We start from the raw sequence: 13835 nt of genomic DNA on the forward strand, positions 1-13835 counted from the left end.
AGAATCGAGGAGGCGACGGTGGCAGTGGACGAGCGCACCCGGTATTTCCGCCGGCTGAGTCGGCTGCGCGGCTCCGCCCGCCGGTGGAGCGTCCTGGCCGGCGGGTTCGGTGGCGCGGCAGCGGTGCTGACCCCGTACGCAGGGATCGGTCTGGCGGACGCGGCCTGGGCTGCCGCCGCGGGCGCGAGCACCGCACTGGCCGCGTGGCGCTGGGTTGACCTGCGGGCCCTCGCTGCCCAGCCGGCACCGCCACCGCTCGACCCGGCCCAGGTCGCCGCCCGCAACCGGGCCCGGCTGGTCGCCGCCGTGGAAAGACTGCCCGCCGGGGCCGGCGTGCTGGCCGAGGTGCGTCGGGTCCGCTCCCGCACCGCGCTGCGCGGCACCGCCGCCGCCCAGCCGTGGGAGCGCCTGGACCGGGCCGCCGCCACCATGAACTCGATGGTGGGTCGGCTGACCGGCCTCGCCGAGCCGGCGGTCGCCGAAGCCTCCGCCGCCGAACAGTCGCTCCGCGAACTGGCCAACCGGGTCGCCAGCGTGGAACGCGCGGTACGTCTGGCGCCCGCTGACGCCAAGCCGCCGCTGGTCGAGGCGCACCGGGCGCTCGCCGGGCAACTGGACACGGGAGTGGAGGCGTACGAGCGCCTGGTGGTCGCCGCCGCCGGCTACCTCGCCGAGGAGTACCGCCCGGCAACCGAGCACCCGGCCGCCGCCCGCCTGACCGAGGCCACCGATCTTCTCCACGGCTTCGCCTCGGCGCTCTCCGAACTACGCGCCGTCTCCCGCCCCGCTCCGTCGAGCTGATCATCGAGCGCGACCACGATGACCGGGACGGTCAGGGTGGGATGGTGACCGGGATGGGACCGGTGTACGCGGAGGCACCGACCACGTTGAACGAGCGCACCCGGTAGTGGTAGGTGACGCCCCGGGCCAGACCGGTGTTGGTGAAGCCACGGCCGGTGACGGTGAACGTGGCCAGGTCCCGGGTGAACGCCGGATCCAGGGCCCGCTCCACGGTGAAGCCGGTGCCTGGACCGGTGGGTGTGCTCGCTGACCAGCTCAGCACCACGGTCGCGGTGTCCGGGCCGGGGACGGTGGCGGCCACGCTGACCGCGGTCGGTGTGCCCGGTGCGGGTGGAGTGGTCACCGTGGCGACGGTGGACCACGGGGAGGCGGCACCCAGGTAGGTGGTGCGTACCCGGTAGTAGTACGTGGTGTCGGGTGCGACCGCCGAGTCCAGATGGTTGTCACCGACGCTTATCGCGGTGGTGCCCGGCCCGCTGGTGAAGGTCGGGTTGGTCGCGCGTTGCACGTCGATGCCGGTGGCGAAGGAACGGTTCACCCAGCGCAGCGCGATCCGTAGCGGTGCGGCGGGTGGAATGCTCGCGGTCAGCTTGGCGGGCGCGGTGAGCTGTACCGAGGCGGGAACGCTGTTCGACCAGGTGGAGCAGCTCGCCGCGTTCTCGGCGCGGATGCGGTAGTGGTAGGTGACGCCGGGGGTGACGGTGGCGTCGGTGTAGCGGGTCGCCGTGGCTGCCACGGTGATGGGGGTCAGCCCGTTCGTGAAGGTCGCGTCGGTGGCCCGTTGCAACAGGTGACTGGTGGCCGGTGAGCGGCTGCCGTTTCCGGTCCAGGCGAGGGTGATCGCCGGCAGCGCGGTCGCCGAACCCGGGACCGGAGCGGCGGTGAGCCCGGTCGGTGCCCGGGGCGATACCCGGACCACCAGCGGCCGGCTCATGCCCTGGTCCCGGTGGCCGGCCGCCGCACTGCCCCAGCGGTACTCCCAGCCCAGGTTGACCAGTTGGTTGACCACCGTCGCGGGCCGCCCGTCGATGGGGCTGATCGAGGTGGAATCGAGCCGGACGCCGGCAGGTCGGGCCGGGTCGAGCAGCCGTACGCTGTCGCCGATCTTGAACGGCAGGGGCGGAGCCTCCGGGCGCAGCGCGAGCAGGACGTCCTCTCCCGGATCGACCCGCACCACCTGCTTCCAGCCGAGTTCACCGGGGTGCGGCGGTCGGATCGCGCCGTCCCGCCCGACCCGGCCGACCACCTGGACGTCCAGCCCGTCGAACCGCACCGGATGGCTCTGCCGTCCCCAACCGCGTACCCGCCAGAGCTGACTGCCGTCGCCCGGTGTGCCGACCGCCAGGGCTGGGTCGCTGGCGTACACCACCTCGGTGGCCGGCTCGGTGGGACCGAGCGGCAGGGTGGCGTCGCCTCGGGGGCCGCCGTGCGGGTGAGCCACGCCGAGGCGGCCGGTGAGCCGACCGAAGTCGGGCTCGAATACCTGCCCCACGGATTTGACGATCAGCGGCAGACTCACCGGCGCGCCGCCGGGCGGAGTGAACTCCACGGTGGTGGCGTGGAGCGGCGTCCGGGTCGCCGCGCTGGCGGTGCCGAAGCAGGGGTCGTAGGCGGGTTGCGGGACGACCGGGGGGCGCTGGCTGGCCGCGTACGCGCCGGGCAGCCGGTCCCGCAGCCGATCGAGGTCGTACGGCGCGGCACCGGTACCGGTGCCCGTCACCCGTAGCTGCACCAGAGTTCGGGTGTTCGGGCCGTACCCGGGCACGGTCGGTGGCGCGCCGCCCTCGGTCGTGCGGTCGGGGCCGCCGCTGTGGTGGTCGTAGCGGGGATCGAAGCAGGGCAGCGGGGCGGGGCAGTCGTTGTAGAGGATCAGGGTGGTGCCGGGGGCGACGGTGGCGAGATCCACCAGCACGTCGGCCCGTTCGCCGGGGGCAAGCAGCAGCGCGTGGCCGTCGACATTGAGCACGGTGGGATCGCGTCGGTCGTAGCGATAGCCGATCGGCCGGTTCGCAACGATCACGGGGGCCGGCAGCAGGCCGCCTTCGTTGCCGATCTGGATCATCCGCGGGCCGGCGGCGGCCGGGTTCGGCACGCCGCTGGACCGTCCGTCGGTGGGCCATTCCGCTGGCCGGTCCGGCGCGCGTACCGCGTCGACCATCGGCACCTCGCCGGCGGCGGCGTCGGCGAGACGACCCTCCGGTGTCCACATCGGCGCGTCCGAGGCGGCCCGGTACAGCTGGAGGTTAAGCCAGCGATCGGCGCAGGCGTTGAGGATGCGCCACCGGTGGAGCTTCGGCTGCACCTCCAGGTACGGGTACGCGGCACCGTTGACCAGGATGGTGTCGCCGTAGGCGGTGGGCACCGCGCTCGGGCTGGGCACACCGGGGGTTTCCGGTGGCTCGTCCGGGTCGGTGACCGGGTCGTGGTGCGGGTTGGGCACAACGGCGGCGGGTGCCTCGGGACCGACCGGGACGGCGGTACGCGACCAGGGCCCGTAGTCCCACCGGCCGGTCGGGTTGATCCCGTCGTGGCGGTACGGGTTCTGGCGGGACTGGTAGACGTGCGGGTGCCAGAGGGACCCCCGGGCACCCCACCGGTCCCGGTCCCAGGTCGGGTCCTGCGCGGCGAGCTGGGCGTCGTCGGGTACGAACGTCTTGTCCTCGAAGACCAGCGGCAGCTGCTCGGCCGGCAGCGTCCCGTCGGCGATCAACCGTTCCTGTACGTCGTCGGTGAGCAGGTAGAGCGCGAGTTGACCGGAGTAGACGGTCAGCCGGGACAGTCCGACGGTGTTGTCGTGGAACCAGAGCAGCCGCCCGCTCTGGTCGTTGGGGTAGTAGAGGGTGGTGGCACCCTGCCCCGGGTGGGCCATGTCCGGCACGTGGGCCAGGCCAGCACCGTCGGGGTAGGGGGTGATCTCACCCGCCGGTGTGATCCACTGCCACGGAGTGCCGGCGCTGATCCAGCCGGTCGACGCGCCACAGAGATGCAGCACCGCCCGGTTCTGCGGGTAGGGCGCCGGTCCGTCGAGGGGCCCCGGGCCGGCGCCGGGCACCGTCGGGTCGACAGGCAGGAAGAGGTCGCCGGCCGGGCCGGCGGGTAGCTGGTTGATGAATTTGATGCGTACCGGCCGACCGCGTCGGGCCAGTACGACCGGACCGAGGTGCCAGGGTCGCGGTGGCGGGGCGATCGTGTTGTGTCCGTCCTGGTCGGTGCCCAGATTCAGTTGGCGGTAGCCGCGCAGCCGGGTCGGCGGCAGATCCCGGTGCAGCCGCTGGGCGTACTCCTGCAGCCCGATCTCGTAGTAGTCGCAGCCGGGGTGGGTGATCGTGTCGGGTACGGCCACCGGCAGGTGGGCACCGAGCGGGGTACGTCCCATCGGGCCGAGGCCGGGCAGCGGGTCGACGAACTTGCGCAGCCCGGTGCCGGTCATCACCTGCCCGTCCTCGTCGTGGGCGGGCAGTGGACTGTAGGCGTGGTTCGGCACCGGACCGAAGCAGCGGGGCGTCGCCGTCGGATCGAGACTGGTCGGCGTCGGGTACGGCGACGGCCCGGCTGCTGGACGCGGCGGCGCGGATGGTGTCCGCGCTGGGGTGGCCGGGGCGGTGTCGTCCGGCCCGGCGGGAATGTCGCGATCAGGGTGGGCCGGGGTGGCGTTCTCCGCGTCCGGACCGGTTCGGGTGGCGGGGACGGCGCTCGGCGGGCCCGGCTGGTCGGTGCGGGCGGCGCGGTCCAGCCAGGTCGACCGGAGTCTGCGGAACACGGCCATGGCTCTCCCGGTGATCGGGGCGCGGCGGCCACCACCCCGACGTGGCGGCGCGGACGCGCGTGCTGACGTTCCGTGAGCCCTCAACCGCAGCATGCGACGGAAGTGGGCCGGTTAGGAAGTCCCCTTTCGTGCGAATCTGTCGAGCTGCCGGCGTGTCGTCGCCGCCACTCCGCGTCACTCGTATGACCGGCCGCCAACCAGCTCCGACCTGCCCGGACCACCCCGTGGAAGATGCGCGGAGCGACCCTGACCGTCGCGTGGAAGATGCACGGGAGAGGGCCTGACCGCCGCGTGGAAGATGCGCGGTGGCGGGGAGGCCGTGGGTGTCCGCTGCGCGAGGGTCAGGCCGGGTTGCCCGGCTGGCAGGCGGGGCACCAGTAGGTGACCCGTTCGCCCAGTTCCTCCTTGCGGACGGGGGTGCCGCAGCGCCGGCACGGCTGTGCCCGTCGACCGTAGACGTAGCTGGTCCGGCCGCGCCCCAGCGAACCGGTGGTGCTCTGCGTCCAGCGTCCCCGGTTGGCGGCCAGCAACTTCTGCGCCAGGGTCACCAGGCCGATGAGGTCGGGCACCTCTCGGACCGGCGTGCGGGGGTGGACGCCGCGGAGGAACAGCACCTCGCACTTGTAGAGGTTGCCGACGCCGGCCAGGATGCGCTGGTCGAGCAGGGCCACCCCGATCGGGGTGTCCGGGTGGGCGGCGAGTCGAACGACCGCCTCGGCCGGGTCCCAGTCGGTGCCGAGCAGGTCAGGGCCGAGGTGACCGACGAGGCGCGTCTCGTCGGCGGTGGGCACCAGCGCCACCTCGTGCAGGTGGTAGCCGACGGCGGTCGCGACCGGCGCGCGGAGGATCACCCGGATCAGATGTGCCGGCCGGGCCGTCCACCGCTGACCGGGGGCGTACGCCCGCCAGGTGCCGTCCATCCGCAGGTGCGAGTGCAGTGTCCAGCGCGACTCGCCGGTGCCCGCGGGAGCGTCCAGCCGGAGCAGCAGGTGTTTGCCCCGGCTCGCGCTGTCGCGCACCGCCCAGCCGGAGAGGTCGGTGGTGGCCAGCGAGGGCACCCGGAAGTCGCTGCCGGTCAGTCGGGTGCCGACCAGCGCGCGTTCCAGGACGCGGGCGGTGTTCCACACGGTGTCACCTTCGGGCACGCGCCTATTCTCCCTCACCCGAGCGCAATTCACATGTATCGCTATTTGTAGGACGCTTCTCTTCGATCTACAGATATAGGCACTATCGGGGAGATCTGAGGAGAATGCTGATGAAACATCCTCGTAATGCCGTCCTGGCTGTCGTTCTGGCCACCGTCCTCGTCATCGCCCTTCATCCGAACTCCGCCTCCTCGGCCGCACGGGCCGACCGATGGAACGCCGACCTGTCGGTCGTCGATGCCGACGACGTCAACGTGCGACACACCCGCGTGGGCCTGCGACTGGCCGACGCTCGGCCGCCCGGCGTACCGGCCCGGCGTAGTGCGGTCGCCGAGGGCATGCTGGTGATCGCACCGCGTACCCTCAGCCGCCCGGCCAGCCGGATCCGCGCCGAGGTCACCACCGTCGCCCGACCCGGTGCCACCGCGACCGTCCAGGTCCGCGGCTGGCGGACGACCGGCTGGACCGAGTGGCGCGACGCCTTGCCGGCAGCCGTCTTCGACCAGCCGGTTCGCCGGGTACAGGCCCGGGTGGTGCTCACCGGCAGCCGCTCCGGTGCCAGCGCCGTGGTCCGCGCCGTCCGGTTCGCCGCCGACACCGTCGCCTCGACCACTGCCGCCACCCCCGGCCTGACCTACCGGGTGTTCGCGACCCGGATCGGACTGGTCGGCGAGGTGACCGCCAACGGGCACACGGTCCGTGTCCGGGACCATTTCGTGGCGTTGCCCTCTCGCCGAGGGCTGTCCCCGCGCAACTCCGGCGACTACACCGTGCGGGTCTGCACCGTCACCGGCAGCCGTTGCGAGTACGCCCCGGTCTGGGACGTCGGCCCGTGGAACACCCGCGACGACTACTGGAACATCAGCGGAGTACGGGAGAACTGGAAGGCCCTGCCGCAGGGCAGGCCGCAGGCGCAGGCCGCCTACCAGGACGGCTACAACGGCGGACGGGACCAGTTCGGTCGGGTGGTGCTCAATCCGGCGGGAATCGACCTGGCCGACGGGACGTTCTGGGACGGGTTGCAGTTGACCACGAACGCCTGGGTCGACGTGGCGTACCTGTGGACCGGCACCGGCTCACGTGGCGTGGTCGGTGACGGGCCGCTGGTCGTGCGGGCCGGCCCGGGCACCGGTTACCAGTCCCGGGGTCTCGCCGCCCAGTACGCCAACGTGCCGATCCAGTGTTACGTGACCGGGCAGACGATCGTCGGGCCCTACCGCACCACCAACCGGTGGAACCGCCTGGCCAGCGGGCAGTTCGTCAGTCACGCGTACATCTCGACGGTCTGGGGTGAGTCGGTGCCGGTCTGCTGAGACCGGCACCCCGAGCCGGGTCGGCGTCCTCCCAGGCCGGCCCGGCTCGCCCGGCTCAGGGCATCTCCTCCGGTCTCGGTGCCCGCACCAACTCCTGGTACCGAGGGTGGCAGGCGCCGTAGACGGCGAAGTTGAGGCGGGCGTGCGACAGGCTCAGGTCCCCGTTCGCCTCGCCGCGGACGACGTCCGCGTCGGCATCGGACTGACCGTCATCCGTCCAGAAACAGACCGGGCAGGTGCCGCCGCCGGTCCGGTAAGCGCAGCAGGGACAAGCGGCGGGAACCCAGCGATCATCCACCTCGACAGCTTTCCACAGTAGACGCCTCATGCCTGTTGTCCGGGAGCGTCCCCCACGACGCCGGAACCCCGGACCCGCAGCAGCGTACCCGGGGCCACCGCGAGCAGTTCGGCGGCGTGTCCACCGTTGACGGAGAGAGCGACCCGCCCGGCCGAGTCGGCATGCGCCACCAGGGCACCCACCGGAGCGTCGCCGAACGTACGTCCGTGCACCACCTCCCGTTCCCACCCGCCCCCATCCCTCGGGCCGCTCTCAGCGGCCAGGCCGCACGCCGTCCGGTCGCCGGTCTCCGGGCTCACCCGGACCCGCGCGGGCAGCGGATCCAGCAACTCCGCCGGGGCGGCCAACTGGACGTTGCCGAAGTGGTCCACCGTCAGCACCTCGGCCACGAACCCGTCCGGCAGCCGGCGGACCAGCGGTGCCGGCAGCCGCACCAGCGACTCCGGATCGATCGCCGGGCCGGCCTCGACCAGCGGTGCGCCGAGGGCCAGGCGGGCCGCGACCGGTGCGAAGACGTCCCGCCCGTGGAAGGTGGCCGACACCCGTGGCGCCAGCCACCGTGGGTTGGTCAGCTCCACCGCCCCGGTCAACCCGCCGAGTGCCTCGGCGGCGTCCAACAGCAGGCCGTTGTCGGGGCCCACCAACGTTCCCGCAGGGGTGCTCAGCGCGACACCCCGACGGTTCGTGCCGACCCCCGGGTCGACCACCGCCACATGCACCCCCGGCGGCAGGTAGGGCACGGTCTGGGCCAGCACCGCACCGCCTCGCCGGACGTCACCCGGCGGGACCAGGTGCGTCACGTCGATGATCCGCAGTGCGGGCCCGAGACGGGTGATCACCCCGTGGCAGGCCGCCACGAAACCGTCGGCGAGGCCGTAGTCGGTGGTCAGCGAGACGATCCCGGGTGCCTGCGACTCGCGGGCGATACTGCTGGTCACGGCACCGGATCGTACGCCCGCTCGCGTCGCTCCGGGGAATCACGGCGTCGGCGGCGGGGGCAGGGCCGGTGCTCGTCACTGCTGCCGGCGTCGCGATCCGGTCGGCGTCCACTGTGCCGGATAGTCGACAGCACGGCTGACCGACCGGCCACTGCCTGCGACCGCCCCGGTTGGGCAGACTGCCGGGGTGAGCCACCGGATTCTGCCAGCCGTTGTCCTGCTCGTGGTCACGGTCGTCCTGACCGCCTGTGGCGCGGACCCGGAGGGGTCGCCCGCCGCCGCTCCGACACCGACGGTCGTCGTGCCGTCGGTCGACCCGTCCGCACCGAGCGCGCCGGACCCCGTGCCATCGCCCACCGGCGAGGTAGGTCTCGTCGCCCCGAGCAGTGCCGCAGCCGTCCCGAGCAGCGCCGCGGCACGGCCCACGCCAGCCGGTCCGGACGCCGGCGGCACCACCGAGCGGCGGCCGTCGAGCCCGCCACCGGTGGTGCTGCCACCGCGCCAGGCGGACGCACCGACCGGCCGGGAGGTCGTGGCGGCATTCCGGAAAGCCGGGCTCAAAGCGGCCAACGCCCGCGACCGCTCAGTCGACTGTGGACCGGACGGGTTGGGGCTGGGCTGCTCGGAAATCGTCGTGACCGACAACGTGGCCGTCTACGTCTTTCCCGACGAGAGCAGCGCCGGTGACCTGGCCGAGCGGTGGAGCGGAGCCGCCTATCGCAGCGGCACCGTGGTACTCAACTACCTTGAGGGGCCGACCCCGCCCGCCGACCGTCCTCGCTACGCGAAGGTCCTCGACGCCCTCCGCTGAGCGGAAGGTGTTGCCGGGAGCGCTCAGGCGCGCAGCCGGAGACCGCGAGGGGTGGTACGGAAGCCGGCGGCGGTCAGCGCGTCGCGCAGCGGTGACGAGCGCACGGACTCGCCGTCGGCGCGTTCCACCGAGATCGGACCCAACGCGCCGGAGTGGACGGCGTCGGCCAGCGCCTTGCCGGCCGCGCCCAGCGCGTCGGCGTCGTCGGTGAAGGAGAGCAGGGTCCGCCCACCCCGCTCCACGTAGAGCGCCAACTCGCCTTCGACCAGCACCACCAGCGCACCGGCCTTGCGGCCCGCCCGGTGCCCGGTGACCGGCGGCGACGTCGCGTCGCCGGAGTCGATGGCGCGATCCGGCCAGGGCAGCGCCGCGCCGTACGGGTTGGCGGGATCGGTGGCCGCCAGCACCACCGAGGACCCACCCGGTCGCCGGACACCGTCGAGCGGCTCGGCACCGGCGCGGATCCGGTCCACCGCGCCGGGGACCGCGAACTGCGCCGCGCCGAGCCCGTCGACGAAGTATCCCCGCCGGGCCGCGCCGCGCTCCTCCATCGCGGCGAGCACCGGATAGACGGCGGCGAAACCTCCCGCCACCTGCTCGGCGACGACCGCGCCCCGGGTCAGCACGCCGTGCCGTTCCAGCAGGACGTCGGCGAGCGCGGCGGCGCGTCGGGTCGGGTCGGTGTCCCGCGCCGGCAGCCGCGACCAGCGCCCAGCCACCGTCGGCGGCCCACCGCGACTCGGCAGCGCCACCCGTCCCGGACGTCGGTATCGACTCCGGGCGGCGGCCGGTCGGGCGCGATGCGCGCCGCCGCCGCCGAGGAGCGCCCGCAACGGTGCCAGGGTGTCGTTGGTGAGTTGACCGGCCCAGACCAGGTCCCAGATGACAGCGGTCAGCTCGGCGTCGTCGGTGGCGCCGACCCGGTCGGCCAGTGGCCGGAAGAACATCGCCTGCCCGTCGTCGAGCGCGTCCAGCACGGCGTCGTGCAGGGGCGTCCGCGCGAGCGTCTCATCCGGTGGCGGGAGCAGCAGCGGAGCCGAGTCGGCGTACGCCAGGCTGACCCAGCCGTCCCCACCGGAGATCGGCCCCGCGCCGGCCCAGAGCACCTCGCCGCTGGCGCACAGCTCGTCCAACTGCGCGGGGGAGTAGTCGGCGACCCGGGCGGGCAGCACCAGCCGTTCCAGCGCCGACGCGGGCACCGAGGCGCCCTGCAACTGCTCGATCGTCGCCGCCACCGCCTCGACCCCGCGAGCCGAGGAACCCACCTGCTGCCAGCGGGGCAGGAAGGTGGCCAGGGCGCGCGGCGGCACCGGTTCGATCTCCCGGCGCAGCGCGGCGAGGGAACGGCGACGCAGCAGGCGCAGCACCTCGACGTCACACCACTGGGTGCCGGCGGTGTCCGGGGTGAACTCGCCGGAAACCACCCGGCCGGTGGCGGCCAGCCGCCGCAACGCCTGCTCGACCACGAAGACCCCGAGCCCGAACCGGGCCGCGCAGCCGGCGGCGGTGAAGGGGGCGTGGGTGCGGGCGTACCGGGCCACCAGGTCGCCGAGCGGGTCGGCGACCGGTTCGAGGTACGCCTCGGCGACGCCGACCGGTAGGGCCACGCCAAGGGCGTCACGCAGCCGAGCGGCGTCCTCGACACCGACCCAGCGTTCCTGCCCGGCGATGCGGACCGGCAGCACCCGCCGTGCGGCGGCCAGGTCGGTCAGCCACGCCTCCGATGCCCCGCGCTCGGCCAGCTCAGCGGTGCTCAGGTCACCGAGCTGCCGAAGCAGCTCGATGACATCCTCGGCGTCGCGGGTGCGGCGTTGCGGCGTGAGCCAGCGCAGCTGCCGCTCGGTCTCGGCGAGCACCGCCGGGTCGAGCAACTCGCGCAGGTCGACCCGGCCCAGCAGCTCACCGAGCAGGGCCGAATCCAGGGTGAGGGCCGCGGCCCGACGTTCCGCGAGCGGGGCGTCACCCTCGTAGAGGAAGGCACCGACGTAACCGAAGAGCAGCGAGCGGGCGAACGGCGACGGTCGGGCGCTCTCCACCTCGACCAGGCGCACCCGGCGGCCGGCCAGGTCACGCATCACCTCGGTCAGGGCGGGCAGGTCGAAGACGTCCTGCAGGCATTCCCGGGCCGCTTCCAGGGTGACCGGGAAGTCGGCGTACTCGCGGGCGACGTCGAGGAGCTGGGCGGCGCGTTGCCGTTGTTGCCAGAGCGGCTGGCGGCGGCGCGGATCCCGGCGGGGCAGCAGCAGCGACCGGGCGGCGCACTCCCGGAACCGGGCGGCGAACAGCGCCGAGGTGCCGACCGACTCCTCCACCACCTGGGCGATCTCCTCCGGATCGAAGGTCACCACCTCGGGGCCGGGCGGGGTGTCGGCGGTGTCCGGCAGCCGGATCACGATTCCGTCGTCGGCGGGCATCACCTGCGCGTCGACCCCGTAGCGTTCGGTGAGCCGGCGGCCGATGGCCAGTGCCCAGGGTGCGTTGACCCGGGCACCCAAGACGCTGTGCACGGCCAGTCGCCAGTCACCCAACTCGTCGCGGAAGCGTTCGACGACCACCGTCCGGTCGTCGGGCAGGGCCCGGGTCGCCGCCCGCTGCTCGTGCAGGTAGGTCAGGAGGTTTCCGGCGGCCCAGTCGTCCAACCCGGTGGCCCGCAGCGTGGCCGTGGCCTCCCCGGCGTCCTGTCGGAGCAGGGCCCGCAACCGGGCACCGATCGCCCGGCCCAGCTCCACCGGCCGGCCCGGCTGGTCGCCCTTCCAGAACGGCATCTTCGCCGCCTGCCCGGGAGCGGGGGAGACCAGCACCCGGTCGGGCGTGATCTCCTCGATCCGCCAGGATGAGGAACCGAGCAGGAAGACGTCACCGACCCGGGACTCGTAGACCATCTCCTCGTCCAGCTCGCCGACCCGGGCGGCCCGTTCCGCGCCGGCCAGGAAGACGCCGAACAGGCCCCGGTCGGGGATGGTGCCGCCACTGGTCACCGCGAGCCGTTGGGCACCCGGCCGGCCGGTCAGCACGTCGGTGGCGCGGTCCCACACGAGTCGCGGGCGAAGCTCGGCGAAGGCGGTCGACGGGTAGCGGCCGGAGAGCATGTCCAGCACGGCGTGCAACGCGGAGTCGGGCAACTCGGCGAAGGGGGCGGCCCGACGGACGACGGTCGCCAGATCACCGACCCGCCACTCGTCCAGCGCGACCATCGCGACGACCTGCTGGGCGAGCACGTCCAGCGGGTTGCGGGGATGGTGCAGCTCTTCGATCGCGGCCTCACTCATCCGCTCGGCGACCACGGCACAGGAAAGCAGGTCACCCCGGTGCTTGGGCAGGACCACGCCCCGCGACACCGCGCCGACCTGGTGCCCGGCCCTACCGACCCGCTGGAGGCCGGCGGCCACGCTCGGCGGTGCCTCGATCTGCACGACCAGGTCGACCGCGCCCATGTCGATGCCGAGTTCGAGGCTGGAGGTGGCCACCACGGCCGGCAACCGGCCCGCCTTGAGCGCTTCCTCGATCTGCCGGCGTTCCTCCCGGGAGACGCTGCCGTGGTGCGCCCGGGCGATCAGCGGCGGGGCGATCAGCGGCGGGGCGCCGGACACCGCGCCGGCCTGGGCCATCATCTCGGCCGGTGGCCGAGCGGCCGGACCGGCCGTGGGCGGCGCCGAAGCCGCCTCGTCGGCGGCGAGTTCGTTGAGCCGGGCGCAGAGGCGTTCGGCGCTGCGTCGGGAGTTCGTGAAGACGATCGTCGAACGGTGCGCCCTGATCAGGGCGAGGACCCGTTCCTCGACGGCCGGCCAGATGGACGCCGTGCGGCCACCGGCGAGGTCGTCCTCCGGTGCCGCCTGCTCGTCGAGGCGGGTCATGTCCTCCACCGGCACCTGGACGCTGACCTCGATCGTCTTGGCGGTCACCGGAGCCACCACCTCGACCGGGCGGGCACCGCCGAGGAAGCGGGCGCATTCGTCCAGCGGCCGGACGGTGGCGGAGAGCCCGATGCGCTGCGCCGGGGCCGGCAGCAACTCGTCGAGTCGTTCCAGGGAGAGCGCCAGGTGGGCGCCGCGTTTGGTGCCGGCGACGGCGTGCACCTCGTCGACGATCACTGTCTCCACCCCGCGCAGCGAGTCCCGTGCCGCCGAGGTGAGCAGCAGGAACAGCGACTCCGGCGTGGTGATCAGGATGTCTGGCGGGGTCCGGGCGAAGGCCCGCCGCTCGTTCGCGGGGGTGTCACCGGTACGCATCCCGACGGTGATGTCCGGCGGGGGCAGGTCGAGTCGGGCGGCGGCGTGCCGGATACCGGTGAGGGGAGCACGGAGGTTGCGTTCGACGTCGACCGCGAGTGCCTTGAGGGGGCTGACGTAGAGCACCCGACAGCGCCGCCGAGGGTCGGTCGGGACTGTCTCGCGGGACAGCCGGTCGAGTGACCACAGGAACGCGGCGAGGGTCTTGCCGGAGCCGGTGGGTGCCACGACCAGGGCGTGTCGGTCGGCAGCGATCGCGTTCCACGCGCCTGCCTGCGCTGCCGTCGGCGCGGCGAACGCCGCGGCGAACCACTCCCGGGTCGCCGCGCCGAACCGGGAGAGCACCTGCTCACCGGGGGCCGTGCTGGAATCCGCCACGAACCCATCCTGCCCCCGGGTACCGACATTCGTGCACCGCGCACTCGGGTGCGGTATGTCTTGTTAAGACCTTAAGGGCGACTTGCTCCTAGAATCCGTTAAGTCTTACTTAACTGCTTGCTCTTGATGGGCAACCTAAAGTAACTTCACCCGGGT

At 73.3% G+C, this 13835-nt stretch carries 8 protein-coding genes; 3 read left to right on the top strand and 5 right to left on the bottom strand.

The window, feature by feature from the left end; all coding sequences use genetic code 11:
• Positions 1 to 24: 24 nt before the first annotated feature.
• Entirely contained in the window at positions 25 to 801 is a 777-nt protein-coding gene (gene pspM / locus Vlu01_RS04215) for a phage shock envelope stress response protein PspM (RefSeq protein ID WP_373307277.1), read from the top strand.
• A gap of 31 nt (positions 802 to 832) precedes the next feature.
• Here pspM and Vlu01_RS04220 read toward each other — a convergent pair whose 3' ends face one another.
• Positions 833 to 4567 carry a hypothetical protein gene (locus tag Vlu01_RS04220; RefSeq protein ID WP_203994036.1) on the bottom strand — a complete coding sequence of 1245 codons (3735 nt, stop codon included), beginning with the start codon at positions 4565 to 4567 and terminating at the stop codon, positions 833 to 835.
• A gap of 341 nt (positions 4568 to 4908) precedes the next feature.
• Positions 4909 to 5712, bottom strand: a complete 804-nt coding sequence (locus Vlu01_RS04225; RefSeq protein ID WP_203994039.1) for a DNA-formamidopyrimidine glycosylase family protein — start codon at positions 5710 to 5712, stop codon at positions 4909 to 4911.
• Between the two features lie 110 nt (positions 5713 to 5822).
• Here Vlu01_RS04225 and Vlu01_RS04230 point away from each other — a divergent pair, with 110 nt between their 5' ends.
• Positions 5823 to 7025 (top strand): DUF8814 domain-containing protein, encoded by a 1203-nt coding sequence (locus Vlu01_RS04230; RefSeq protein WP_203994042.1) that lies wholly within the window; start codon positions 5823 to 5825, stop codon positions 7023 to 7025.
• A gap of 55 nt (positions 7026 to 7080) precedes the next feature.
• Here Vlu01_RS04230 and Vlu01_RS04235 read toward each other — a convergent pair whose 3' ends face one another.
• Both Vlu01_RS04235 and Vlu01_RS04240 read right to left on the bottom strand, forming a co-directional pair.
• Complete coding sequence (locus Vlu01_RS04235) at positions 7081 to 7323, bottom strand: CPCC family cysteine-rich protein (RefSeq protein ID WP_203994045.1); 243 nt, start codon at positions 7321 to 7323, stop codon at positions 7081 to 7083.
• Between the two features lie 26 nt (positions 7324 to 7349).
• Entirely contained in the window at positions 7350 to 8222 is an 873-nt protein-coding gene (locus tag Vlu01_RS04240; protein WP_203994490.1) for an SAM hydrolase/SAM-dependent halogenase family protein, read from the bottom strand.
• Between the two features lie 226 nt (positions 8223 to 8448).
• Here Vlu01_RS04240 and Vlu01_RS04245 point away from each other — a divergent pair, with 226 nt between their 5' ends.
• Complete coding sequence (locus Vlu01_RS04245) at positions 8449 to 9072, top strand: hypothetical protein (protein WP_203994048.1); 624 nt, start codon at positions 8449 to 8451, stop codon at positions 9070 to 9072.
• 23 nt (positions 9073 to 9095) lie between these two features.
• On the opposite strand, the gene Vlu01_RS04250 is transcribed toward Vlu01_RS04245, so the two are convergent.
• A complete protein-coding gene (locus Vlu01_RS04250) occupies positions 9096 to 13679 on the bottom strand; it encodes an ATP-dependent helicase (protein ID WP_239095688.1) in 4584 nt (1527 codons plus the stop codon).
• Positions 13680 to 13835: the final 156 nt, after the last annotated feature.

It is taken from the genome of Micromonospora lutea (genome assembly GCF_016863535.1).
GTDB classification, from domain to species: Bacteria; Actinomycetota; Actinomycetes; order Mycobacteriales; family Micromonosporaceae; genus Micromonospora; species Micromonospora lutea.

What these genes read in the sequence shown, in the direction of transcription:
- Vlu01_RS04220 (WP_203994036.1), bottom strand. Translation starts at nt 4,567, where the DNA reads ATGGCCGTGTTCCGCAGACTCCGGTCGACCTGGCTGGACCGCGCCGCC.
- Vlu01_RS04230 (WP_203994042.1), top strand. Translation starts at nt 5,823, where the DNA reads ATGAAACATCCTCGTAATGCCGTCCTGGCTGTCGTTCTGGCCACCGTC.